Genomic DNA, 21,406 nt, shown 5'->3' with positions numbered 1-21,406 from the left:
CCTGGCGCGGGGCGGCGCAATGCGGGATCAGCCGTCGCGGAACTGCAGCGCGTGCAGTTTCGCATAAAGCCCGCCCTGCGCCAGCAGCGCCTCATGGGTGCCCTGTTCCACAGCGCGGCCCTGGTCCATCACGATGATCCGGTGTGCGTCGCGCACGGTGGCCAGCCGGTGGGCGATGACCAGTGTCGTCCGGCCTTCCTGCGCGCGGGCCAAAGCCTCGGTCACCGCCTGTTCCGAGGCGGCATCCAGCGCCGAGGTTGCCTCGTCCAGAAGCAGCACCGGCGCATCCGCCAGAAGCGCGCGCGCAATGGCCACCCGCTGCCGCTGCCCGCCCGACAGGGACGATCCGCGCGGCCCCGCGGGCGTCTCCAGCCCTTGTGGCAGGCGCGAGAGGAACTCGGCCACATTGGCATCACGCAGCGCGGCCTCCAGCGCCTCGGGCGCAATGCCGGTGCGGCCCAGCACCAGATTCTCGCGCAGCGTCTCGTCAAACAGCAATGTGTCCTGGCTGACTGCGGCAAAGAGGCGGCGCTGGTCGTCCAGTGTCATGGCGCCGACCGGCGCCCCCCCGATCAGGATTTCGCCCGCCGAAGGATCGGCCAGCCCGGTCAGCAGATGGAAGACCGTGGATTTCCCTGCACCCGAGGCACCGACCAGTGCGGTGACGCGGCCCGCCTCAGCCGTGAAAGTCAGGCCGTTCAGCACCGGCCCGTCGCCATAGCCGAATTGCACATCATTGAAGGCGATGGCCGGGGGCAGGCGGTCAGGGCGGGCGGCACTGGCGGCCGGGCGGAGCTGGGCTGCGGGTTCGGCGTCCAGAAGGCCATAGATCCGTTCAAGCGAGGCCAGCGCGATCTGCCGGTATCCGGCGAGGTCGGACAGGCGGCGGATCGGCTGAAACGTCAGGGCCATGGCGGTGAAGAAGGCCATGAATTCGCCAGTCGTGCGTTCTCCCTCCACCACCTCGCGGCCGCCCAGCATGAGGACGGCGAAAAAGCCGATGCCGGTCACCACATCCACCAGTGCGGGCATGGTCGCGCGGCCCACGGCGGATTTTACCTCGGCCCGGGCGATGCGGTCCACAATCTGGCCGAAATGGTCGCGCTGATAGGCTTCGGTCCGGGTCAGCTTCACCTGCTGGATGCCGTGGAAGATTTCATCCAGACGGGTGGCCCGCAGCCCGGCCTGCACCCGGCTGAGCACGGATTTCTTGCGGATGTAGCGTTGCAGGACGGCCGCGGGCACCAGCAGAAGCGGCGCCCCGACCAGCGCGGCCAGCGTCCAGCGCCAGTCGATGTTCATTGCCACCACGAACAGCCCCACCAGCGATACGGCGTCCCGGCCAAAGCCGGTGATGACCAAGGTGGTCGCCCCCTGCGCGGCGGCGGTGTCGCCCTGCACCCGTTCGATCAGCGTGCCGGGTGGGTTCTTCTGGAAGAAGGCGCCGTCCAGCGTCAGCAGATGGGCCAGAAGCTCTTTCTGCATCGCGGCGGCGGTGCCCTGATTGACCTGCGTCAGCAGCCAGCGGTTCAGCACCGAGGTCGTGGCGCGCAGCAGGAACAGCCCGAGGATGCCGAAGCCCACCCAGACCAGTGCCGCGGTGGAGCGAGAGGAGAACACCTCGTCGAACAGCGGTTCCAGCATCCAGGACAGCGCGCCAAGCGTCGATCCCTCGACGGCGGAGAGAAGCAGGGCAACCCCCATGAGCCCGGCGCGCGGGCGCAGGAAATCGCTCCAGAACCGCCGGATCAGACCGGGACGGCGGGAGAGGGCGGCATCCTGTGGGGCGATATCCTGAGGGGCGTCGGCGGGGGTCACGGGCCGGAGCCTCCTGCGGTTGCGGTCCCCTTGCGGTCTAGCCGGGAAACGGGGTCGGCTCAAGCCGGGCCGGGCCGGGGCGGGGTAGGGCCGGGCGGGTTTGTCCTGCCTGGCGTTGACCTTCCTCCGGGGCAGGCGTAGCCAAGGCGGACCACATCAGGAGAGACATGCGATGAGCCTTGCCCATGGCCACCCCTATCTGGCGATCCCCGGGCCCTCGGTCACGCCGGACCGGGTGCAGCGGGCGATGCACCGCACCAGCCCCAACATCTATGAAGGCCAGCTGGTCGAGATGGTGGAAAGCCTGTGGCCGGATCTGAAGCGGCTGGCGGGCACGGCGAATCATGTGGCGGCCTATATCGGCAATGGTCATGGCGCGTGGGAGGCGGCGAACACCAATATGTTCAACCGCGGCGACAAGGCGCTGGTCCTGTCCTGCGGCCGGTTCGGCCACGGCTGGGCCGCGCATGCCCGCGATATGGGCATCGAGGTGGAGCTGCTGGATTTCGGCACCGCGTCGCCGGCCGATCCCGCCCGGGTCGAGGCCGCCCTGCGCGCCGATACCGGCCACCGGATCAAGGCCGTGCTGACCACGCATGTGGACACGGCAAGCTCGATCCGGACCGATGTTCCGGCGATCCGCGCTGCCATCGACGCGGCCGGGCATCCGGCTTTGTTCGCGGTGGATTGCATCGCCTCGATGGGTTGCGATGAATACCGGATGGACCAATGGGGTGTCGATGTCACGGTGGCGGCCAGCCAGAAGGGGTTGATGACGCCGCCGGGCATGGCCTTCGTCTGGTTCTCGGAAAAGGCGCGGGTGCAATGCGGGCAAAGCGACCTGTCCACCCCCTATTGGCGGTGGGGACCGCGCGCCGCCCCCGAGGAATTCTGGCAATACTGGTTCGGCACAGCGCCGACCCACACGCTTTATGGTCTGCGCGAGGCGCTGGACATGATCTTCGAGGAAGGTCTTGCGCAGGTCTGGACCCGGCATGACACGCTGGCCCGCACCGTCTGGGCGGCCTTCGACGCCTGGGGCGCGGGCAATCCGGCGATCCGGCTGAATGCGGCGCGGCCCGAATGGCGCGGCCGCTCGGTCACGGCGGCGCGGATCGGCGGCGAGGACGGCACCCGGCTGCGGAACTGGTGCGAGACGCAGGCCGGCGTCACGCTGGGCATCGGTCTTGGCATGAACAGCGCCGAGGATCCGAATGCCGACGGCTTCCTGCGGGTCGCGCATATGGGCCATGTGAATGCCCATATGACGCTCGGCGCGCTTGCCGTGATGGACGCCGGGCTGAAGGCGCTGTCCATTCCCCATGGCGACGGCGCGCTCTCCGCCGCGGCTCGGGTGGCCGCCGGCGGCTCGGCACCGGATCCGGCCTCGCTCGCCTGAGGCCGGTGGCGGCGCGGGCGGGCTGGAGCATCGTCCAGACCTGCACCGAGGCAGCCAGCGGTGCCAGCCGCTCCTTTCTGGCGCCGGACGCCATGATGACAGGTGCAGTGCGGCGCGGGTTCGACATGGCTTGGAAGGCATACCGCCTTGGGCAGGCCGGTGACGCGCATCGCTTTGCTCGGCAGCGTGCAAACGGCAACCGAGGGCATGTCGATGCCACCACCGATCCGCGTTGAACCGATCTCAGGCCCCGGCGGTGGTCTTTTTTGATGTGAAATGAGAACAAGGGATCGGCAAAGAGTACGGGGGAGAAGATTGGCCGCTCTGTCCCGGCCCTCCGTCCTCAATCCTATTGCATCCAAAGCCCGGGCTAACGCGCTGAGCGGCATGAAAACCGCTGTCCTGATGCCCGGTCGCGCGGCGTCAGACAGCGCGCCGGTGGGACAGGGCGAAGGTCGCGGGATCAGAGGTGTCGTAGCCGAGTTCCGCCGCCTTGTCGAAGAAGCCGCGGGCGGGCAGGCCATCCGACAGCCGCCCCCGGCAGAGCGCCGCGCGCAAGGGGCGTCCGGCGGCGGCGTCTTCTTCCATCAGCTGTTCCAGCGCGGCGGTCAGTTCGGCCATGCGCAGGCCCAGATCGCGGGCCAGTGCGCCATAGGTGATGGTCTCCCCCGCCGCGGCCAGCGCGGCGAGGCGGTCTTCAAGCCTCATCGCCCTGTTCCGCCACGCGGGCGACGGAAACCACATCCTCATCCGGGCCGGTGTTGAACACCCGGACCCCGCCCGCGGAGCGGGAGCGGAAGCTGATCTGGTCCACCGGCACGCGGATCGACTGGCCGGTCGAGGTGGCGAGCATGATCTCATCGGCCAGATCTACCGGGAAGGAGGCGACGATGCGCCCGCCGCGCGGCCCCGGAGAGATGGCCTTGACCCCCATGCCGCCGCGGCCGCGGACCGGGTAATCGTGGCTGGAGGACAGCTTGCCCGATCCGCCGGTGGTGACGGTCAGGATCAGATCCTCGGCCGCCGACAATTCGGCATAGCGCTCGGGCGACAGCTGGCCCGCGGCGACGACCTCTTCGTCGTCATCCGCCGCCTCATCCTCGGTCACGCCGGCCATCAGGCGGCGCTGTTTCAGATAGGCGGCGCGTTCCTCGGGGTTAGCTTCGTAATGCCGGATGACCGACATCGACACCACGCGGTCACCTTCGGCCAGACGGATGCCGCGCACGCCGGTGGAATCGCGGCCGCGGAAGACGCGCACCTCGGTCGTGGGGAAGCGGATGGCGCGGCCCTGCATGGTGACCAGCATCACATCATCGTTTTCGTCGCAGATCCGCACGTTCACCAGGCTGGTGCCCTCGGGCAGGTTCATGGCGATCTTGCCGTTGCGCTTGATGTTGGTGAAATCCGACAAGGCGTTGCGCCGCACATCGCCGTCCGAGGTGGCGAAGAACACCTGAAGGTTGTCCCATTCCAGTTCCGGCACATCCACCGGCATCAGCGCTGCGATCGACACGCCCGGCCCGATGGGCAGGATGTTGACCATGGCCTTGCCCTTGGCGGTGCGGCCCGCCAGCGGCAGGCGCCAGCATTTCATCTGATAGGCCATGCCGTCGGTAGTAAAGAACAGCAGCGAGGTATGGGTGTTCGCCACGAACAGCGTGGTGACCACATCATCCTCTTTGGTCTGCATCGAGGCCAGACCCTTGCCGCCGCGGTTCTGGCTGCGGAATTCGGCCAGAGGCGTACGCTTGATATAGCCGCCCGAGGTGATGGTGACGACCATATCCTCGCGCTCGATCAGGTCCTCATCCTCCATGTCGCCTTCCCATTCGGCAATCAGGGTGCGGCGGGGGACGGCAAAGGCGGTCTTCACGGCGGTCAGCTCATCGGCGATGATCGCCATGATCCGCTCGCGCGAGCCGAGGATGTCGAGGTAATCCTTGATCTTCGCGGCCAGTTCTTCCAGCTCGTCGGTGATTTCCTTGACGCCCATGGCGGTCAGGCGTTGCAGCCGCAGGTCAAGGATGGCGCGGGCCTGCGTCTCGGACAGGTTATAGGTCCCGTCCTCGTTCATCTTGTGCGTCGGGTCGTCGATCAACCTGATATAGGCGGCAATGTCATGGGCGGGCCAACGCCGCGTCATCAGCCGTTCCCGCGCCTCGGCCGGATCGTTGGAGGAGCGGATGGTGGCCACCACCTCATCCACGTTGGACACGGCCACGGCCAGACCGCACAGGATATGGCTGCGCTCGCGGGCCTTGCGCAGTTCATAGGCGGTGCGGCGGGCGACCACCTCTTCGCGGAACTGCAGGAAGTAATACAGGAAATCCCGCAGGGTCAGCGTTTCGGGCCGGCCGCCGTTCAGCGCCAGCATGTTGCAGCCGAACGAGACCTGCATGGGCGAGAAGCGCCACAGCTGGTTCAGCACCACATCCGGCGTGGCATCGCGTTTCAGCTCGATCACCACGCGCACGCCCACGCGGTCGGATTCGTCCGCGACAGAGGCGATGCCTTCGATCCTCTTGTCACGCACCGCCTCGGCGATCTTTTCGATCATCGCGGCCTTGTTCACCTGATAGGGAATCTCATCGACGATGATTGCCCAGCGGTCCTTGCGGATTTCCTCCACATGGGTTTTCGACCGGATGAGGACGGATCCGCGGCCTTCCAGATAGGCCTTCCGCGCGCCGGAGCGGCCAAGGATCATGCCGCCCGTCGGGAAATCGGGGGCGGGCACGATTTCCATCAGCCGTTCCATGCTGATGTCGGGCTCTGCGATCATCGCCAGCGTGGCGTCGATCACCTCGCCCAGATTGTGCGGCGGAATGCGGGTCGCCATGCCGACGGCAATGCCTTCGGACCCGTTGACCAGCATATTCGGGTATTTCGCCGGCAGGACCGTCGGTTCGCGGTCCTTGCCATCGTAGTTGTCCTGAAAATCGACCGTGTCCTTGTCGATGTCATCCAAGAGCGACAGCGCCGCCTTCTCCAGCCGCACCTCGGTATAGCGGAAGGCGGCGGGCGGGTCGCCGTCCATGCTGCCAAAGTTGCCCTGACCGTCCAGAAGCGGCAGCGACATGGAGAAATCCTGCGTCATCCGCACCAGCGCGTCATAGATCGCGCTGTCGCCATGCGGGTGATATTTGCCCATCGTATCGGCCACGGGGCGGCTGGACTTGCGATAGGGCTTGTCGTGGGTGTTGCCCACTTCACTCATCGCATAAAGAATGCGCCGGTGCACAGGTTTCAGGCCGTCGCGCAGATCCGGGATCGCGCGGCTGACGATCACGCTCATCGCGTAATCCAGATAGGCCGTGCGCATCTCCTGCGCGATGTCGATCTGCGGGCCGGGGGCGACCGGATGTTCCGGGTTTTCGCCTTTGTTTTCAGTCTCTTCTGGGGTATCCGCCACGGCCAGCCTTCTTTGTTCTTCGATGGCCCAAAGAGGGGCCATATCTTGTTGGCGGCAGACTACACCATACCGCCCTTGGGGTGCAATGCTGCCCGGCCCGCCATGGCAGCAGCATTGGGGGATGAGTGATAACGCATTGTTTTCATTGAACTCATCTTCATCTTTGTCATGCTTTCGTCATGGGAGGACAAAGGAGGCAATCCCCATGACCGGAACCGAGACGGAACTGATGCTGAAAGGCTATGGCCTGACCACCGCCGAATTCACCTATCGGATGCCCGATTACCGCCATGTCCTGAACACCTATGTCTGGCAGGACTACGATCTGGCGCCGGATTATCCGGTGCTGTTCCGCTTCATCGAATTCTGGCAGGAAAAGATCGAAGGTCCGCTGCATTCCGTGCGTTTCACCCACCGGAAGCTGATCGGCCCGGCGGAATGGCGCCATGTGAAGGGAGAGTTCCGTCTGCACTGACCCTTGCGGCGCGGGCCCGTCACGGGTAGGGCGCGCGGGTCATGACCGAAGCCCTGCGCCCCCCGATCCGTGCCCTGACCGGCGTTGACGACCTGATCCGTGACGGGCAGGTCCCGGCTGAGGGGCGAGCCGTGCTGGACCGTGTGGCCGCGGAATTCCGGGTGCGCCTGTCGCCGGAGGTGGCGGCGAATGCGGCGCCTGGCGTGCGCGCGCAGTTCCTGCCCGATGGGGCAGAGCTGTCCATCCTGCCCGAAGAGCTGGCCGATCCGATCGGCGATGCCGTGCACCGGCCCGAGACGGACGGCGCGGCCGTGCCGGGCCTGACGCACCGTTACCCCGACCGGGTGATCCTGCATGCGACCCAGACCTGCGAGGTCTATTGCCGGTTCTGCTTTCGCCGCGAAGCCGTGGGCGAAGCGGGGACGCTGGCCGAAGAGGAATTCGCCCGCGTGCTGGCCTATCTGCGCGACCACCCCGAGATCTGGGAGGTGATCCTGACCGGCGGCGATCCGATGGTCCTCTCCGCCCGGCGGCTTAAGTACATGCTGGACCGGCTGTCGGCCATCCCTTCGGTGCAGGTGATCCGCTTTCACACCCGTATCCCCGTGGTCGCGCCGGAGAAGATCACCCCGGCGCTGGTGGCCGCACTGGACCAGCGGCCCGCGGTCTGGGTGGTGGTGCACACCAACCACGCCGATGAGATCACCCCCGCCGCCGAAGCCGCCTTCGCCCGGCTGACCCGCGCGTGCATCCCGCTCCTGTCGCAGACCGTGCTTCTGCGCGGCGTGAATGCCGATCCGGATACGCTGGAGTCCTTGTTCCGTGCGCTGATCCGCAACCGGGTGAAGCCCTATTACCTGCACCACCCCGATCTGGCGAAAGGCACCGGCCATTTCCGCCTGCCGTTGGCCGAGGGTCAGGCGATCATGGCGGCGCTGCGGGGCCGCCTCTCGGGCACCGCGCTGCCCACCTATGTGCTGGACATCCCCGGCGGCCACGGCAAGGTGCCGGTCGGCCCGGGCTATCTGGAGCGCCAGAGCGATGGCAGCTGGATCGTCACCGACCCGAATGGTGCCCGGCATAGCTACCGCGATCTCTGATCCCTGCCCGCCGGGGCGCTGCCCCGGACCCCGGGATATTTATGAACAGATGAATGACCTTTGTCCCATTCATCTGTTCATAAATATCCTCGGGGGGTGCGGGGGGCGAAGCGCCCCCGCGGCGACGGGGTTCACTTGGCGCGCGTGGGACGGTCAAAGACCTTCTTGCCCATCAGGCTGCCCACCAGATCGACCATCAGCCGGGCGGTCATGCCGCGGTCGTCGAGGAAGGGGTTCAGCTCCACCAGATCCAGCGAGGTGACGAGGCCCGATTCGTGAAGCAGCTCCATCACCAGATGCGCCTCGCGGAAGGTGGTGCCGCCGGGGACGGTGGTGCCCACGGCGGGCGCGATCGAGGGGTCGAGGAAATCCACATCCAGCGAGACATGCAGCATGCCGCCCGCCGCGCGGACCGCGGTCAGGAATTCGCGCAAGGGCGCCACGATGCCGCGTTCGTCGATCACCCGCATATCATTGATCTGGATATCGCGCTCCTGCATGGCCGCCTGTTCCGCGGGATCGACGGAGCGGATGCCGAACATGCAGATCCGCTCGGCCGGGACGGGGGCGGGGAAGGGCGGGAAGGCATCGAATCCGTCGCGCCCGTTGATATAGGCCAAGGGCGTACCGTGCAGGTTGCCGCTGGTGGTGGTCAGGGGCGTGTGGAAATCGGAATGCGCGTCCAGCCACAACAGGAACAGCGGCCGCCCCTGCCGTTCGGCATAGGCCGCGGCCCCGGCGGCAGAGCCGAGGGCCAGCGAATGATCGCCCCCCATCACGATGGGAAAGCCGCCCTGGGACAGAGCGTCATCGACCCGGCCCATCAGCACGCGGGTCCAGCCTACCGTCTCCGCCAGCTGGTCCACCGCGAGATTGGCGCAGGTGACCTGCGGCAGGTCCTGCAGCGCCAGATCGCCCCAATCCTCGACCTGATGCAGTTCCGAGGCGATCTCGCGCGCGATACCCGCCACGCGATAGGCGGCCGGGCCCATCAGGCAGCCGGGGCGGCGCTGGCCGCTGTCGATGGGGGCGCCGATCAGGATGGTGCGGGCCATGGGGTCCTCCGGATATGCTTGGCCGCAGCCTAGCGGCAGCCGCGCGCGGGGGCCAGAGGGGTCGCGCCGGGGCAAGGGCGCAGGGCCGCAGATGCGGCCGTCCGTGGGGTCTTCCCGGCGCGCGCAGGGTCCACGGGGCCGCGCTCCGATACCGCGCCGCTCACGCCTTTGCGACGCATCGGCGCAGGGCATTGGAAGCGGGGGCCGGGCCGGTTAGACTGACCGCGACATGAGGAGAGCCAGATGATTGTCGAGCTGGGGCATTTCGCCCTGATCCTTGCCCTGATGGTGGCCTGCGTGCAGGCCGTGGTGCCGATGTGGGGGGCGAGCCGCGGCGATCCGGTGCTGATGGCGCTGGCCGGGCCGGCGGCGATTGCACAGTTCCTTCTGGTCGCCGTGGCCTTCGGGGTGCTGACATGGGCCTTCGTGGTGTCGGATTTCTCGCTGGCGGTGGTGACGGCGAATTCCCATACGCTGAAGCCGATGCTCTACAAGGTCACCGGGGTCTGGGGGAACCATGAAGGCTCGCTCCTCCTCTGGGTGCTGATCCTTGCGCTGTTCGGCGCCTCGGCCGCGGTCTTCGGGCGCAATCTGCCGGCGCGGCTGCGGTCGCGGGTGATCGCGGTGCAGGGGCTGATCGGGGTGGCGTTTCTGGCCTTCCTGATCCTGACCTCCAACCCGTTCTGGCGGCTGGAGGTGCCCCCTCTGGATGGGCAGGACCTGAACCCGCTGCTGCAGGACCCGGGTTTGGCCTTCCATCCGCCGTTCCTGTATCTGGGCTATGTGGGCCTGAGCATGGCGTTTTCCTTTGCCGTGGCCGCGCTGATCGAAGGCCGCGTCGATGCGGCCTGGGCCCGGTGGGTGCGGCCCTGGACGCTGGCGGCCTGGGTGTTCCTGACCATCGGCATCGCCTTGGGCTCGTGGTGGGCCTATTACGAACTGGGCTGGGGCGGGTTCTGGTTCTGGGACCCGGTGGAGAATGCCAGCTTCATGCCGTGGCTGCTGGCCGCCGCTTTGCTGCACAGCGCCATCGTGGTGGAAAAGCGCGAGAGCCTGAAAAGCTGGACGATCCTGCTGGCGATCCTTGCTTTCGGCTTCAGCCTGATCGGGACGTTCATCGTGCGGTCGGGCGTCATCACCTCTGTGCACAGCTTTGCCAATGATCCGGAGCGGGGGGTGTTCATCCTTGGGATCCTGGCCTTCTTCACGGGGGGGGCGCTGGTCCTTTATGCATGGCGCGCGGGGGTTATGGAGGCGAAAGGGATCTTCGGCCTGGTCAGCCGCGAAAGCGCGCTGGTGGCGAATAATGTCCTTCTGGCCGTCGCGGCCTTCGTCGTCTTCATCGGCACGATCTGGCCCTTGCTGGCCGAGCTGTTCATGGGCCGCACCGTTTCCGTCGGAGAGCCGTTCTTCAACGCGGCCTTCACGCCCTTCTTCGTGCTGCTGGCGCTGATCCTGCCCGCGGGCGCGATGCTGGCGTGGAAGCGGGGCGATCTGAACCGGGTGCTGCGGTCGCTGGTGCCGGCCATGATCGCGGCGGCGGCGCTGGCGCTGCTGGCCTTTGCGATGCAGACCGGGCGGTCGGCCCTCGGCCCCATTGGCGTCCTGCTGGGGGCTTGGGTGGTCTTCGGGGCGGTGGTGGACCTCTGGTCGCGCACCGGGCGCGGCGGCGACCGGCTGGGTCGGCTGGCCCGCCTGCCGCGGGCCGACTGGGGCAAGGCTGTGGCGCATGGCGGCATGGGGATGGTGATCTTTGCCGTGGCCGCGCTGAACGCCTGGAAGGTCGAAAAGGTTCTGGTGGTGCAGGAGGGCCAGAGCTTCGAGCTGGGCAGCTATTCGGTGCGGCTGGACAAGGTGGATCAGGTGCAGGGGCCGAATTATACCTCTACCATGGCCACGATGGCCGTCCTCCGCGGCGGGAACGAGATCTTCGTGCTCCAGCCGGAAAAGCGGATCTATCCGGTCCAGGCCATGCCCACGACCGAGGCGGCCATCGGCTACAGCCTGCTGAACGACATCTATCTGGTGATCGGCGATCCGCAGGCCGGCGGCGGTTGGGCGGTCCGCGCCTATATCGAGCCCTTTGCCAACTGGCTTTGGGCGGGATGCGGGCTGATGGCGCTTGGCGGGCTCCTGAGCCTGTCGGACCGGCGCTATCGCGTGGCCGCAGGTGCGCGGCGCGGGGCGGCTCAGGGGGTGCCTGCGGAATGAAACACCTGCTGCTGGCCCTGTTCTGCCTGCTGGCCACGCCCGTCCTTGCGGTGCAGCCCGACGAGATGCTGGCCGATCCCGCGCTGGAGGCGCGGGCGCGGGCGATCAGCCGCGACATCCGCTGCCCGGTCTGTCAGGGCGAGACCATCGACGATTCCAACGCGCCCATCAGCCGAGACCTGCGGCTGATCATCCGCGAACGGCTGGTCGCGGGAGATAGCGACGAGGAGGTGGTGGATTTCATCGTCGCCCGCTACGGCGAATTCGTGCTGTTCAATCCGCGGGCAACGGGGTCGAACCTGATCCTCTGGCTGGCGGGGCCGGTCATGCTGCTGGTGGCGGGGGGCATCGCGGTTCTGGCACTGCGCCGCCGGCCAGTACCGGATGACGGGCTGACGCCCGAGGAAGAGGCGCGGCTGAAGGACCTGCTGCAGGACTGACGCAGCGTTTCCGCTGTGCGCCGCCGTCCGGCTTGCTAGGGTTCCCGGCAAAGGGAGGCCTTCATGGATTATCAGACCATCCGCGTGACCGCGACCGGCGGCATCACCACAATCGCGATGCATCGGCCCGAGGTGATGAATGCGCTGTCGGCGCAAATGCGGCGCGAGCTGATCGCGGCCTTCGACGCGGCCACCGAAGCGCGGGTGATCGTGCTGACCGGGACGGGACGCGCCTTCTGTTCGGGGCAGGATCTGCAGGATGCGAAATCCATCGCCGCGGTGGATTTCGAGCGCATCCTGAATGAGGAATATGGGCCGCTGCTGACCCGGATCACCGAGGCCCGGGTGCCCGTTATCGCCGCGGTGAACGGGGCGGCGGCCGGGGCAGGGGCCAATCTGGCGCTGGCCTGCGATGTGGTGATCGCCACGGAAAGCGCCAGTTTCATTCAGGCCTTTACCCGGATCGGGCTGATCCCGGATGCGGGCGGGACCCATTGGCTGCCACGGCAGATCGGACTGGCCCGGGCCATGGGCGCGGCGCTGTTTGCCGAAAAGATCAGCGCGCGGCAGGCGGCGGATTGGGGCATGATCTGGGAGGCGGTGCCTGATGCCGAATTCGACGCCGCCGTGGGCGCGCGGGCGGCGCATCTGGCGAAGGGGCCGACCACGGCCTATGCCGCGCTGAAACAGGCGCTGCGCCGCAGTTTCGACCTGACGCTGCCTCAGGCGTTGACCGAAGAGGCGCGGCTGCAGGGGGAATGCGGGCGGTCGGCCGATTTCACCGAAGGGGTGACGGCCTTCCTGCAAAAGCGCCCGCCGCTGTTTTCGGGCCGCTGATCCCCGCCGCAACCTGATCTCAAGGTGCGCTGACGCGCAAGCCTTTTGCCTCGCCCGCGCCGCAGGGCGGCGCAGGCTCAGGCGGGCTCCGCCGGGGATATTTGTGCCAAGATGAAGGGGCTTGCGGTTTTCCTTTGCCGCAGGCGGGGTTAGGGTGCGGCCGGAAAGGAGAGCCCGATGGACCCCGAACGCGACGATGTCGTCCGCGCCTATTACCGGATCCGGCGGATGCTGGGCTGGCTGGGCGTGGCGCTGCCCTTCGTCCTGATATTGGGGGGCTGGCTGTCCAAGGGCGCGGTGGAGCCGTCGATCTCGGATTACTACCACACGCTGATGCGGGATGCCTTCGTGGGGGTTCTGACAGCGATCGGCCTTTTTCTGATCGCCTATCCCGGCCATGATCCGGCCCGGGGCGAGCATGTGTCGGACGATCTGATCACCACGGTGGCCGGAATCGCCGCCTTCGGCGTGGCCTATTTTCCGAACGAGGTGCGGACCAACGCCAATCTCCTCGGCTCCATCACCCAGCAGATGCTGGGCTACAAGCTGGCGGCGGCGGCCCATTACCTGAGCGCCATCGTCTTTCTCTCGGGGCTTGCGGCCATGTGCCTGCGCAAATTCGCCCGCACGTCGCGGCCCCTGCGCCGCCGGATCTACCGGGCTTGTGGCTGGCTGATCGTTCTGATGACGGTGGCGGTGATCGTGGCCAGCTGGTTCAAGATTCGCGGCCCGGAGGGACCGAAGGCCGTGGTCGAAGGCGGCCTTCTGGTCCTGTGGTTCGAGGCCATCGCGATCTGGGCCTTTGCCGTGGCCTGGCTGGTCAAGGGCCGGGTGGAGGAGCGGCGGAGCCGCCGCCCCCGCTGATCACTCGGCGCCGCGCGCCAGCGCCGCAACCCCGGTCCGGGCGATTTCGCGCAGGCCCAGCGGGCGCATCAGCTCGGCAAAGGCGTCGATCTTTTCGGGCGTGCCGGTCATCTCGAAGATGAAGCTTTCCAGCGTGGAATCCACCACATTCGCCCGGAAGATCTCGGCCAGACGCAAAGCCTCGATCCGGTGATCACCCTTGCCCGACACCTTGAACAGCGCCAGTTCGCGCTGCACGCTTGGCCCTTCGGCGGTCAGGTCGTGGACGGCATGAACCGGGACCATCCGGCTCAGCTGCGCCTCGATCTGGTCGATCACCGCAGGCGTGCCGCGGGTCACGACGGTGATGCGGCTCCGGTGGCCGGTATGATCGACCTCCGCCACGGTCAGGCTGTCGATGTTGTACCCGCGGCCCGAGAACAGGCCGATCACGCGGGCCAGCACGCCGGGCTCGTTCTCGACGATCACCGCAAGGGTGTGGCTCGCCTCCACCTCGAAATGCGGATCGCGCAGGTCATAGGCGGAATGGCTGGTGGAGCCTTTTTTGATATTCAACGCAGACATTCTTCTGCCTTTTCATCTGTTCAAAAATATCCTGCGGGGGTGTGGGGGCGCAAAGCCCCCACTGCGACGCATCACACCAGAACCGCGCCCGATTTGAAGGCGCTGGCGTCGGCGGACAGCAGCATCTCGTTATGCGGCTTTCCGCTCGGGATCATGGGGAAGCAGTTCTCATGCTTCTCGACCAGGCAGTCAAAGATCACCGGGCCGTCATAGGCCAGCATCTCGTTGATCGCATCGTCCAGATCCTTCGGGTCCGAACAGCGGATGCCCTTGCAGCCGAAGGCCTCAGCCAGCTTCACGAAATCGGGCAGGCTTTCGCTCCAGGAATGCGAGTAACGTTCACCGTGCAGCAGTTCCTGCCACTGGCGCACCATGCCCAGCCGTTCGTTGTTCAGGATGAACTGCTTCACCGGGGCACGGAATTGCATGGCGGTGCCCATCTCCTGCATGTTCATCAGCCACGACGCCTCGCCCGCGACGTTGATCACCAGCGCCTCCGGATGGGCGACCTGCACGCCGATCGAGGCGGGGATGCCGTAGCCCATGGTCCCGAGACCGCCGGAGGTCATCCAGCGGTGCGGCTCGTCAAAGTGCAGGAACTGCGCGGCCCACATCTGGTGCTGGCCCACTTCGGTGGTGATATAGCGGTCGCGGCCGCGGGTCAGCGCCTCCAGCCGTTCCAGCGCATATTGCGGCTTGATCGACTTCTGCGAGGGGGTGAAGGCCAGGCAGTCGACCTTCTTCCATTCATTGATCTGCGCCCACCATTTGGCCAGCCCGGCCTTGTTGACCTTTCGGCCGCGGGCCTTCCAGATCTTCAGCGCGTCTTCCAGCACATGGCCCACATCGCCGATGATCGGCACATCCACCCGGATCACCTTGTTGATGGACGACGGGTCGATGTCGATATGCACCTTTTTCGACCGGGGCGAGAAATCTTTCACCCGGCCGGTGATCCGGTCGTCGAAACGGGCGCCCACGTTGATCATCAGGTCGCAGCCGTGCATGGCGAGGTTGGCTTCATAAAGGCCGTGCATCCCCAGCATGCCGAGCCAGCCCTTGCCGCTGGCCGGATAGGCGCCCAAACCCATCAGGGTCGAGGTGATGGGGAAACCCGTGGCATCCACGAATTCACGGAGCAGCTGGCTGGCCGCGCGGCCCGAGTTGATGACGCCGCCGCCGGTATAGAACACCGGGCGTTCGGCGGTTTCCATCATCTCCACCAGCCGGGTGATGGCGTCGATATCGCCCTTCACCCGCGGCTTGTAATGGTCGGTCTTCGCCTTTTCCGGGCGGGAATAGGTGCCGGTTGCGAATTGCACATCCTTGGGGATGTCCACCAGCACCGGGCCGGGACGGCCGGATTTGGCCACATGGAACGCCTGATGGATGGTCTCCGACAGCTTTTCCGTGTCCTTCACCAACCAGTTCATCTTGGTGCAGGGGCGGGTGATGCCCACGGTATCGGCTTCCTGAAAGCCGTCGGTGCCGATCATGAAGGTGGGCACCTGACCCGAGAGCACGAGGATCGGGATCGAATCCATCAGCGCATCCACCAGACCGGTCACCGCATTGGTTGCGCCGGGGCCGCTGGTCACCAGCGCCACGCCCACCTTGCCGGTCGAACGGGCATAGCCTTCGGCCATGTGCACCGCGCCCTGTTCATGGCGGACAAGGATGTGGCGGATGTCGTTCTGCTGGAAGATCTCGTCATAGATCGGCAGGACGGCGCCGCCGGGGTAGCCGAAGACCACCTCGACACCCTGATCCTTCAGGGCCTGCACCACCATCCTTGCGCCGGTCATCACCTTGTCGCTCATTCCACACCTCTTGCCGCCCCTGCGGCCCCGAAATCTCTGCGCCCGATCCGCGCAACAAAAAGCCCCCGGGGTTCATTCCGGGGGCGCATGGGAACCATTATGGTCAACCGTCACCGGCCCATGCGCCAAACCTCAATGACTACCAGAAGAAGGGCTTGCATCGTCGCTCCTTGCCCGGGGAAAGGTTCCACCGGGCCCGCGGCGGAAACTAGGACGCGCCGCAGGCACCGTCAATGGCAAATCGGCACGAAAAGTGTCGCCCGATGGCAGAATTTTGGAATTTTCTTTCTATACGCCGGATTTCTCCGCAATTTCCGCAAAGATACAGTCGGATGTCTGGGTGGCCAGAATCAGCGCCCGGGATGCAATTGCCCGTTCCGCGGCACCATGAAAGGTGACGCTGCGTCAACTGGGGTGCCCTTTGCCCTGCTGCGGGCAGGGAGGCGGAAAGCTGCTGAACAAGGCAGCAATCGGCGCCGAAAACCGCAGCTCTGCCGGGTGCGGCAGCGGGCCGGACTTGCCCCGCAACCGGGATGAGGGCGAAAATCACGGCCTTTTCGCCGATCCTGCCAAAAGCGGATTGCATAAGCGTTCCAGACCGTTACGGTGCTTTTCCATGAAGACCCGCCGGGAGAGCGGGTCCCCCAACCCGGAGGAGCATATGGATCGTCGTTCATTCCTGACCAAGGCCGCGATCGGTGGCACGGCGGCGGCCGGTGCGGCCGCGCTGGCGGCCCCGGCCATCGCGCAGGGCAGCCCCAAGGTCACCTGGCGTCTGACCTCGTCCTTCCCGAAATCGCTGGATACGATCTATGGCGGTGCGGAAGTCCTGTCGAAATACCTGTCGGAAGCCACGGACGGCAATTTCCAGATCCAGGTCTTTGCCGCGGGCGAAATCGTCCCCGGTCTGCAGGCCGCCGATGCCGTGACCGATGGCGCGGTCGAAGCCTGCCACACGGTGGGTTACTACTATTTCGGCAAGGATCCGACCTTCGCCCTGGCCGCGGCGGTACCGTTCTCGCTCTCGGCGCGCGGCATCAACGCCTGGCACTATCATGGCGGCGGCATCGATCTTTATAACGAGTTCATGGCCACCCATAACATCTATGCGCTGCCCGGCGGCAACACCGGCGTGCAGATGGGCGGCTGGTTCCGTAAGGAAATCAACACCGTCGAAGACCTGAAGGGCCTGAAATTCCGCGTCGGCGGCTTTGCCGGCAAGGTGCTGGAACGTCTGGGCGTCGTGCCGCAGCAGATCGCGGGCGGCGACATCTATCCGGCGCTGGAAAAGGGCACCATCGACGGCGCCGAATGGGTCGGCCCCTATGACGATGAAAAGCTCGGCTTCTTCAAGGTCGCGCCCTACTACTACTACCCCGGCTGGTGGGAAGGTGGCCCGACGGTCCACTTCTACTTCAACAAGGCCGCCTATGAAGGCCTGACCCCGGCCTATCAGTCGCTGCTGCGCACCGCCGCACAGGCGGCAGATGCCGACATGCTGCAGAAGTATGACTACAAGAACCCGACGGCGATCAAATCGCTGGTGGCGCAGGGCACGCAGCTGCGGCCCTATACCAAAGAGGTTCTGGAAGCCTGCTTCGAGGCGGCCAACGCCACCTATGCCGAGATGGAAGCCACCAACGCTCCGTTCAAGAAGATCTGGGACTCCATCAAGGCCTTCCGCTCGGAATACTACACCTGGTCGCAGGTTGCGGAATACAACTACGACACCTTCATGATGATCCAGCAGAACGCCGGCAAGCTGTAAGGCCTGCCCCGTCTGATCGGATTTGCCCCGGTGCCGCAAGGTGCCGGGGTTTTTCTTTGCGCGACGGAACAGGGCAGGGCAGGCGTATCATTCCCGGAACGCCACCCCGCCGAAGATACGGCAAGGACCGCATAATGACCGAAGATCACCTCTCTCACACCGATGACCACGATCTGGGCTTTGCCCATGACCTGCCGCGCATGATCGGGCGGCGCGACGTCCTGTCGCTGGCGGCCGGGCTGGCGCTGGCCGTCTCGGCGGGGCGGGGGATGGCAGCCGAATGTGTGGCCCTGCCGTGGGAAACCGCGGGGCCTTATCCGGCGGATGGCAGCAATGCCAAGGCAGGGCAGACGGTCAACGCGCTGACGCAAAGCGGGGTGGTCCGGCAGGACATCCGCGGCTCCTTCGCGGGGATGAGCGCGGCCGCCGAAGGCGTGACGCTGGAGCTGGAGATCACCTTGCAGGATGCCGCGGGCTGCACGCCGCTCGCGGGTCATGCGATCTATGTCTGGCATTGCGATACGACCGGGAAATATTCGCTTTACGACGTGACCGACGCAAACTGGCTGCGCGGCGTGGGCATTGCCGATGCGGCGGGGCAGGTGCGGTTCACGACCATTTTCCCGGGCTGCTATGACGGGCGCTGGCCGCATATCCATTTCGAGGTGTTCCGTTCGGCCGAGGCGGCGGTCTCCGGTGAGGCCTCGGTACTGACCGCGCAGATCGCTTTGCCCGAGGCGGATTGTGCGGCGGTCTATGCGGCCGATCCGCGCTATTCCAACGGCACCCGCAATCTGGGCCGGATCACGCTGGCCGGGGACAATGTCTTTGGCGACAATCCCCCTGCGGCGCTGGCGCAGCAGATGCTGGCCATGACGGGCGATCCGGCCACGGGCTATCGCGGGACCGTCACTGTGCCGGTCGATTTCACGGCGGACCGCAGCTCGGCTGTCGCCCCTCCGGGGCCGGGCGGCTGGCTGCGGGCACTGTTCGGCGGCTGAGACCGGGCGGTCCGAATGCAAACGGGCGGCGCCATCGCGCCGCCCGTTTTCCGTTTTCATATCCTGTCAGGGGGCCGGAGCCGGAGCGGGGGCAAGGCCCGGCGGAACCGCGCCACCGCCCAAGCCACCGCCGAGACCACCATCGGCCGGAGCCGGGGCGGGCGCAGCGCCGCCTTCGGGAGCCGGGGCGCCGCCCAGACCGCCGCCGAGGCCGCCACCCAGACCACCGCCCAAGCCGCCCAATCCACCGCCCAGACCTTCACCGAAGCCGCCCTGCGGGATGACCACTTCAACATTGGTCATGTCCACGACCGGGCCCTTGTAGTGCATCACCATCTGCGGGAAGGCGATCACCACGCCGATCATGAACAGCTGGATGAACAGGAACGGGATTGCGCCCTTGTAGATCTGCATGGTCGAGACCGGGGCCATGGTCTTGCCCGTCACCTTGTCCAGATAGGGCACCCGCGGCGCGACCGAGCGCAGGAAGTGCAGCGCAAAGCCGAAGGGCGGGTGCATGAACGAGGTCTGCATGTTCACGGCCAGGATCACACCGAACCAGATCAGGTCGATGCCAAGCGCATTCGCAGGTGCGACGAGCAGCGGCACGATGATGAAGGCCAGTTCGAAGTAATCCAGAAAGAACGCCAGGAAGAACACCAGAACCGAGACGACGATCAGGAAGCCCAGTTCTCCGCCCGGCAGCGAGACCAGCAGATGTTCGACCCAGAGATGGCCGTTCACGCCGTAGAAGGTCAGCGAGAACACCCGCGCGCCGATTAGGATGAACAGCACGAAGGCCGACAGCCGCGTGGTCGAGGCGACGGCATGGCTGATAACGCCCCAGTTCAGCCGGCCCTTGGCCGCAGCCAGGATCAGCGCGCCGGTGGCACCCATGGCGCCGCCTTCGGTCGGGGTCGCGATGCCAAGGAAGATGGTGCCAAGGACAAGGAATACCAACGCCAGCGGCGGGATCAGCACGATGATGACCTGCTGGGCCAGACGGCTCATCAGGTTGATCTTCAGGCCCTTGTCGATCAGCGCATAGGCATAGACCGCCAGAACCGCGATGGAAAAGCCCGCCATTTCGGCATTGGCATCGCCATAGGTGGCGGCCATCCACTTATAGGCGGCATAGGTGATGCCCGCGCCCACGGCCAGTGCCACAAAGAGCGAGGTGACGCCCGAGCCGAGCGTCCGCGCTTCAATCGGCAGGGCCGGAAGGCTGTTCGGCCGCAGGATCGACATGACGAAGATATAGACGATGTAAAGCCCGGTCAGCACCAGACCCGGGATCAGCGCGCCGGTGTACATATCGCCCACCGAACGGCCCAGCTGGTCGGCCAGGACGATCAGCACGAGGCTGGGCGGAACGATCTGCGCCAATGTCCCTGACGCGGCAATCACCCCCGCAGCGGTGGACCTGTCATAGCCGTAGCGCAGCATGATCGGCAGCGAGATCAGGCCCATGGCGATGACCGAGGCCGCGACGACGCCGGTGGTTGCGGCCAGAAGCGCGCCCACCAGAACCACGGCATAGGCCAGACCGCCGCGCACCGGGCCGAACAGCTGGCCGATGGTGTCCAGCAGATCCTCGGCCATGCCGCTGCGTTCAAGGATCACCCCCATGAAGGTGAAGAAGGGGATGGCCAGCAAGGTCTCGTTTGACAGAATCCCCCAGAACCTGTCGGGCAAGGTCCGCAACAGCGGCCATGAAAGGTTGATCGTGCCCTCGGACAGGGGTGCCAGTTCGACGCCGATGACGAAGAAGAACAGGCCATGTGCCGCCAGCGAGAACGCCACCGGATAGCCCAGCAGCAGAAACACGATCAGCGACAGGAACATGATCGGCGCCATGTTCTGCGCGATAAGCTCCATCATTTCTTGATCTCCTCGATCAGGGCCTCGGCCTCGGCCGTGGCGGCATCATGCGAGGAGACGAAAGGCGTGGGGTCTTCGATCACGCCGGACATGACGGCGATCTTTTTGATGATTTCCGAAATGGCCTGCGCGGTCAGCATGATGAAGCCCACCAGCAAAAGGCCCTTGGCCGGCCAGATGATCAGCCCGCCCGCATTGGTGGACACCTCGCCCGAGTTGAACGAGCGCGAGACATAGGGGAACAGGTAGATCAGCATAACGATGCAGAACGGCAGCAGGAAAAGCACATGGCCGAAGAGGTCGATCCAGTGCTGCGACCGGCGCCGCCAGAGGCCATAGACGATGTCGATCCGGATGTGTTCGTTCTGCTTTAGCGTCAGCGCGGCGGCCAGAAGGAAGGCCGCGCCGAACAGATACCATTGCGCCTCAAGCCAGGCGTTCGATGAATATTGCGGTGCCACCTTGCGGATCACCGCATTGCCCGCGCTGATCAGGACGGCCAGCAGGATTGCATAGCCTGCGACCCTGCCGATGATTTCATTGACCCGGTCGATCAGCCGGGACAATGCCAGTAAAGCTGTCATTGAGCCTCCCCTTTATACAGTTGCAAACGACTCTGATGGCCGTTTTCCGTCCGAGAGCATATACAGCCTGCTCTGCCGCGGCAGAGTTCTGTTAGCGGGGCCATAAACCTGCGTCAACGCAGGTGTGGTAAGAAAATTTGACCAATTTGGCCCGCACACCCGGGAGAGGCCCAA

General features: G+C 65.8%; 17 protein-coding genes. 9 read left to right on the top strand and 8 right to left on the bottom strand.

Going from position 1 to position 21,406, the window contains the following annotated elements:
* Positions 1 to 27 precede the first annotated feature (27 nt).
* The gene (locus tag ACO2Q5_RS01150) at positions 28 to 1,704 is read right to left on the bottom strand and encodes an ABC transporter ATP-binding protein (protein WP_423287997.1); all 1,677 of its coding nucleotides are present in this window, start codon (positions 1,702 to 1,704) and stop codon (positions 28 to 30) included.
* A 286-nt stretch (positions 1,705 to 1,990) separates the two neighbouring features.
* Between ACO2Q5_RS01150 and ACO2Q5_RS01145 the strand changes: the two genes are divergently transcribed.
* On the top strand, positions 1,991 to 3,217 hold the full coding sequence (locus ACO2Q5_RS01145; RefSeq protein WP_423287604.1) for a pyridoxal-phosphate-dependent aminotransferase family protein: 1,227 nt from the start codon (positions 1,991 to 1,993) through the stop codon (positions 3,215 to 3,217).
* A 423-nt stretch (positions 3,218 to 3,640) separates the two neighbouring features.
* Here the strand turns inward: ACO2Q5_RS01145 and ACO2Q5_RS01140 are convergent, their stop codons facing one another.
* Positions 3,641 to 3,925 carry a hypothetical protein gene (locus tag ACO2Q5_RS01140; protein ID WP_423287602.1) on the bottom strand — a complete coding sequence of 95 codons (285 nt, stop codon included), beginning with the start codon at positions 3,923 to 3,925 and terminating at the stop codon, positions 3,641 to 3,643.
* Positions 3,915 to 6,632, bottom strand: coding sequence for a DNA gyrase subunit A (gyrA, locus tag ACO2Q5_RS01135; protein ID WP_423287600.1), 2,718 nt, complete (start codon positions 6,630 to 6,632; stop codon positions 3,915 to 3,917). Before gyrA ends, ACO2Q5_RS01140 begins: the two co-directional genes overlap by 11 nt.
* Positions 6,633 to 6,837: 205 nt before the next feature.
* Between gyrA and ACO2Q5_RS01130 the strand changes: the two genes are divergently transcribed.
* Entirely contained in the window at positions 6,838 to 7,107 is a 270-nt protein-coding gene (locus ACO2Q5_RS01130) for an usg protein (protein WP_423287598.1), read from the top strand.
* Positions 7,108 to 7,148: 41 nt separating this feature from the next.
* Complete coding sequence (locus ACO2Q5_RS01125; protein WP_423287596.1) at positions 7,149 to 8,207, top strand: lysine-2,3-aminomutase-like protein; 1,059 nt, start codon at positions 7,149 to 7,151, stop codon at positions 8,205 to 8,207.
* A gap of 131 nt (positions 8,208 to 8,338) precedes the next feature.
* On the opposite strand, the gene rocF is transcribed toward ACO2Q5_RS01125, so the two are convergent.
* A complete protein-coding gene (gene rocF / locus ACO2Q5_RS01120; RefSeq protein ID WP_423287594.1) occupies positions 8,339 to 9,262 on the bottom strand; it encodes an arginase in 924 nt (307 codons plus the stop codon).
* 243 nt (positions 9,263 to 9,505) lie between these two features.
* Here rocF and ACO2Q5_RS01115 point away from each other — a divergent pair, with 243 nt between their 5' ends.
* The 4 genes from ACO2Q5_RS01115 to ACO2Q5_RS01100 all read left to right on the top strand — a co-directional run bounded on the left by ACO2Q5_RS01115 (position 9,506) and on the right by ACO2Q5_RS01100 (position 13,614).
* Positions 9,506 to 11,473, top strand: coding sequence for a heme lyase CcmF/NrfE family subunit (locus ACO2Q5_RS01115; RefSeq protein ID WP_423287592.1), 1,968 nt, complete (start codon positions 9,506 to 9,508; stop codon positions 11,471 to 11,473).
* Positions 11,470 to 11,913, top strand: coding sequence for a cytochrome c-type biogenesis protein (locus ACO2Q5_RS01110; protein WP_423287590.1), 444 nt, complete (start codon positions 11,470 to 11,472; stop codon positions 11,911 to 11,913). Before ACO2Q5_RS01115 ends, ACO2Q5_RS01110 begins: the two co-directional genes overlap by 4 nt.
* Before the next feature lie 63 nt (positions 11,914 to 11,976).
* Positions 11,977 to 12,750, top strand: coding sequence for an enoyl-CoA hydratase-related protein (locus tag ACO2Q5_RS01105; RefSeq protein WP_423287588.1), 774 nt, complete (start codon positions 11,977 to 11,979; stop codon positions 12,748 to 12,750).
* Positions 12,751 to 12,927: 177 nt separating this feature from the next.
* Positions 12,928 to 13,614: a hypothetical protein gene (locus ACO2Q5_RS01100; protein ID WP_423287586.1), complete on the top strand. Its 687-nt coding sequence runs from the start codon at positions 12,928 to 12,930 to the stop codon at positions 13,612 to 13,614.
* Here ACO2Q5_RS01100 and ilvN read toward each other — a convergent pair whose 3' ends face one another.
* Positions 13,615 to 14,178: an acetolactate synthase small subunit gene (gene ilvN / locus ACO2Q5_RS01095; protein WP_423287584.1), complete on the bottom strand. Its 564-nt coding sequence runs from the start codon at positions 14,176 to 14,178 to the stop codon at positions 13,615 to 13,617.
* Positions 14,179 to 14,249: 71 nt separating this feature from the next.
* On the bottom strand, positions 14,250 to 15,998 hold the full coding sequence (locus ACO2Q5_RS01090) for an acetolactate synthase 3 large subunit (RefSeq protein WP_423287582.1): 1,749 nt from the start codon (positions 15,996 to 15,998) through the stop codon (positions 14,250 to 14,252).
* A 661-nt stretch (positions 15,999 to 16,659) separates the two neighbouring features.
* Between ACO2Q5_RS01090 and ACO2Q5_RS01085 the strand changes: the two genes are divergently transcribed.
* A complete protein-coding gene (locus ACO2Q5_RS01085; RefSeq protein ID WP_423287580.1) occupies positions 16,660 to 17,766 on the top strand; it encodes a TRAP transporter substrate-binding protein in 1,107 nt (368 codons plus the stop codon).
* A 134-nt stretch (positions 17,767 to 17,900) separates the two neighbouring features.
* Positions 17,901 to 18,767 (top strand): hypothetical protein, encoded by an 867-nt coding sequence (locus ACO2Q5_RS01080; protein ID WP_423287578.1) that lies wholly within the window; start codon positions 17,901 to 17,903, stop codon positions 18,765 to 18,767.
* A 66-nt stretch (positions 18,768 to 18,833) separates the two neighbouring features.
* On the opposite strand, the gene ACO2Q5_RS01075 is transcribed toward ACO2Q5_RS01080, so the two are convergent.
* Positions 18,834 to 20,648 (bottom strand): TRAP transporter large permease, encoded by a 1,815-nt coding sequence (locus ACO2Q5_RS01075; protein WP_423287576.1) that lies wholly within the window; start codon positions 20,646 to 20,648, stop codon positions 18,834 to 18,836.
* Positions 20,645 to 21,232 carry a TRAP transporter small permease subunit gene (locus ACO2Q5_RS01070; RefSeq protein WP_423287574.1) on the bottom strand — a complete coding sequence of 196 codons (588 nt, stop codon included), beginning with the start codon at positions 21,230 to 21,232 and terminating at the stop codon, positions 20,645 to 20,647. Before ACO2Q5_RS01070 ends, ACO2Q5_RS01075 begins: the two co-directional genes overlap by 4 nt.
* Between the last annotated feature and the right edge of the window lie 174 nt (positions 21,233 to 21,406).

It is taken from the genome of Neotabrizicola sp. VNH66 (assembly GCF_049445895.1).
Classification (GTDB): Bacteria; Pseudomonadota; Alphaproteobacteria; order Rhodobacterales; family Rhodobacteraceae; genus Pseudogemmobacter.
This window is presented reverse-complemented; position numbering and strand designations above follow the sequence as displayed.

Excerpts from the sequence above, each read along its gene's own strand:
- rocF (WP_423287594.1), bottom strand. The coding sequence starts at position 9,262 with ATGGCCCGCACCATCCTGATCGGCGCCCCCATCGACAGCGGCCAGCGC.
- ACO2Q5_RS01085 (WP_423287580.1), top strand. The coding sequence starts at position 16,660 with ATGGATCGTCGTTCATTCCTGACCAAGGCCGCGATCGGTGGCACGGCG.
- ACO2Q5_RS01115 (WP_423287592.1), top strand. The coding sequence starts at position 9,506 with ATGATTGTCGAGCTGGGGCATTTCGCCCTGATCCTTGCCCTGATGGTG.
- ACO2Q5_RS01105 (WP_423287588.1), top strand. The coding sequence starts at position 11,977 with ATGGATTATCAGACCATCCGCGTGACCGCGACCGGCGGCATCACCACA.
- ACO2Q5_RS01145 (WP_423287604.1), top strand. The coding sequence starts at position 1,991 with ATGAGCCTTGCCCATGGCCACCCCTATCTGGCGATCCCCGGGCCCTCG.
- ACO2Q5_RS01080 (WP_423287578.1), top strand. The coding sequence starts at position 17,901 with ATGACCGAAGATCACCTCTCTCACACCGATGACCACGATCTGGGCTTT.
- ACO2Q5_RS01075 (WP_423287576.1), bottom strand. The coding sequence starts at position 20,648 with ATGATGGAGCTTATCGCGCAGAACATGGCGCCGATCATGTTCCTGTCG.
- ilvN (WP_423287584.1), bottom strand. The coding sequence starts at position 14,178 with ATGTCTGCGTTGAATATCAAAAAAGGCTCCACCAGCCATTCCGCCTAT.
- ACO2Q5_RS01100 (WP_423287586.1), top strand. The coding sequence starts at position 12,928 with ATGGACCCCGAACGCGACGATGTCGTCCGCGCCTATTACCGGATCCGG.
- ACO2Q5_RS01110 (WP_423287590.1), top strand. The coding sequence starts at position 11,470 with ATGAAACACCTGCTGCTGGCCCTGTTCTGCCTGCTGGCCACGCCCGTC.
- ACO2Q5_RS01140 (WP_423287602.1), bottom strand. The coding sequence starts at position 3,925 with ATGAGGCTTGAAGACCGCCTCGCCGCGCTGGCCGCGGCGGGGGAGACC.
- ACO2Q5_RS01090 (WP_423287582.1), bottom strand. The coding sequence starts at position 15,998 with ATGAGCGACAAGGTGATGACCGGCGCAAGGATGGTGGTGCAGGCCCTG.
- ACO2Q5_RS01130 (WP_423287598.1), top strand. The coding sequence starts at position 6,838 with ATGACCGGAACCGAGACGGAACTGATGCTGAAAGGCTATGGCCTGACC.
- ACO2Q5_RS01070 (WP_423287574.1), bottom strand. The coding sequence starts at position 21,232 with ATGACAGCTTTACTGGCATTGTCCCGGCTGATCGACCGGGTCAATGAA.
- ACO2Q5_RS01125 (WP_423287596.1), top strand. The coding sequence starts at position 7,149 with ATGACCGAAGCCCTGCGCCCCCCGATCCGTGCCCTGACCGGCGTTGAC.
- ACO2Q5_RS01150 (WP_423287997.1), bottom strand. The coding sequence starts at position 1,704 with ATGGGGGTTGCCCTGCTTCTCTCCGCCGTCGAGGGATCGACGCTTGGC.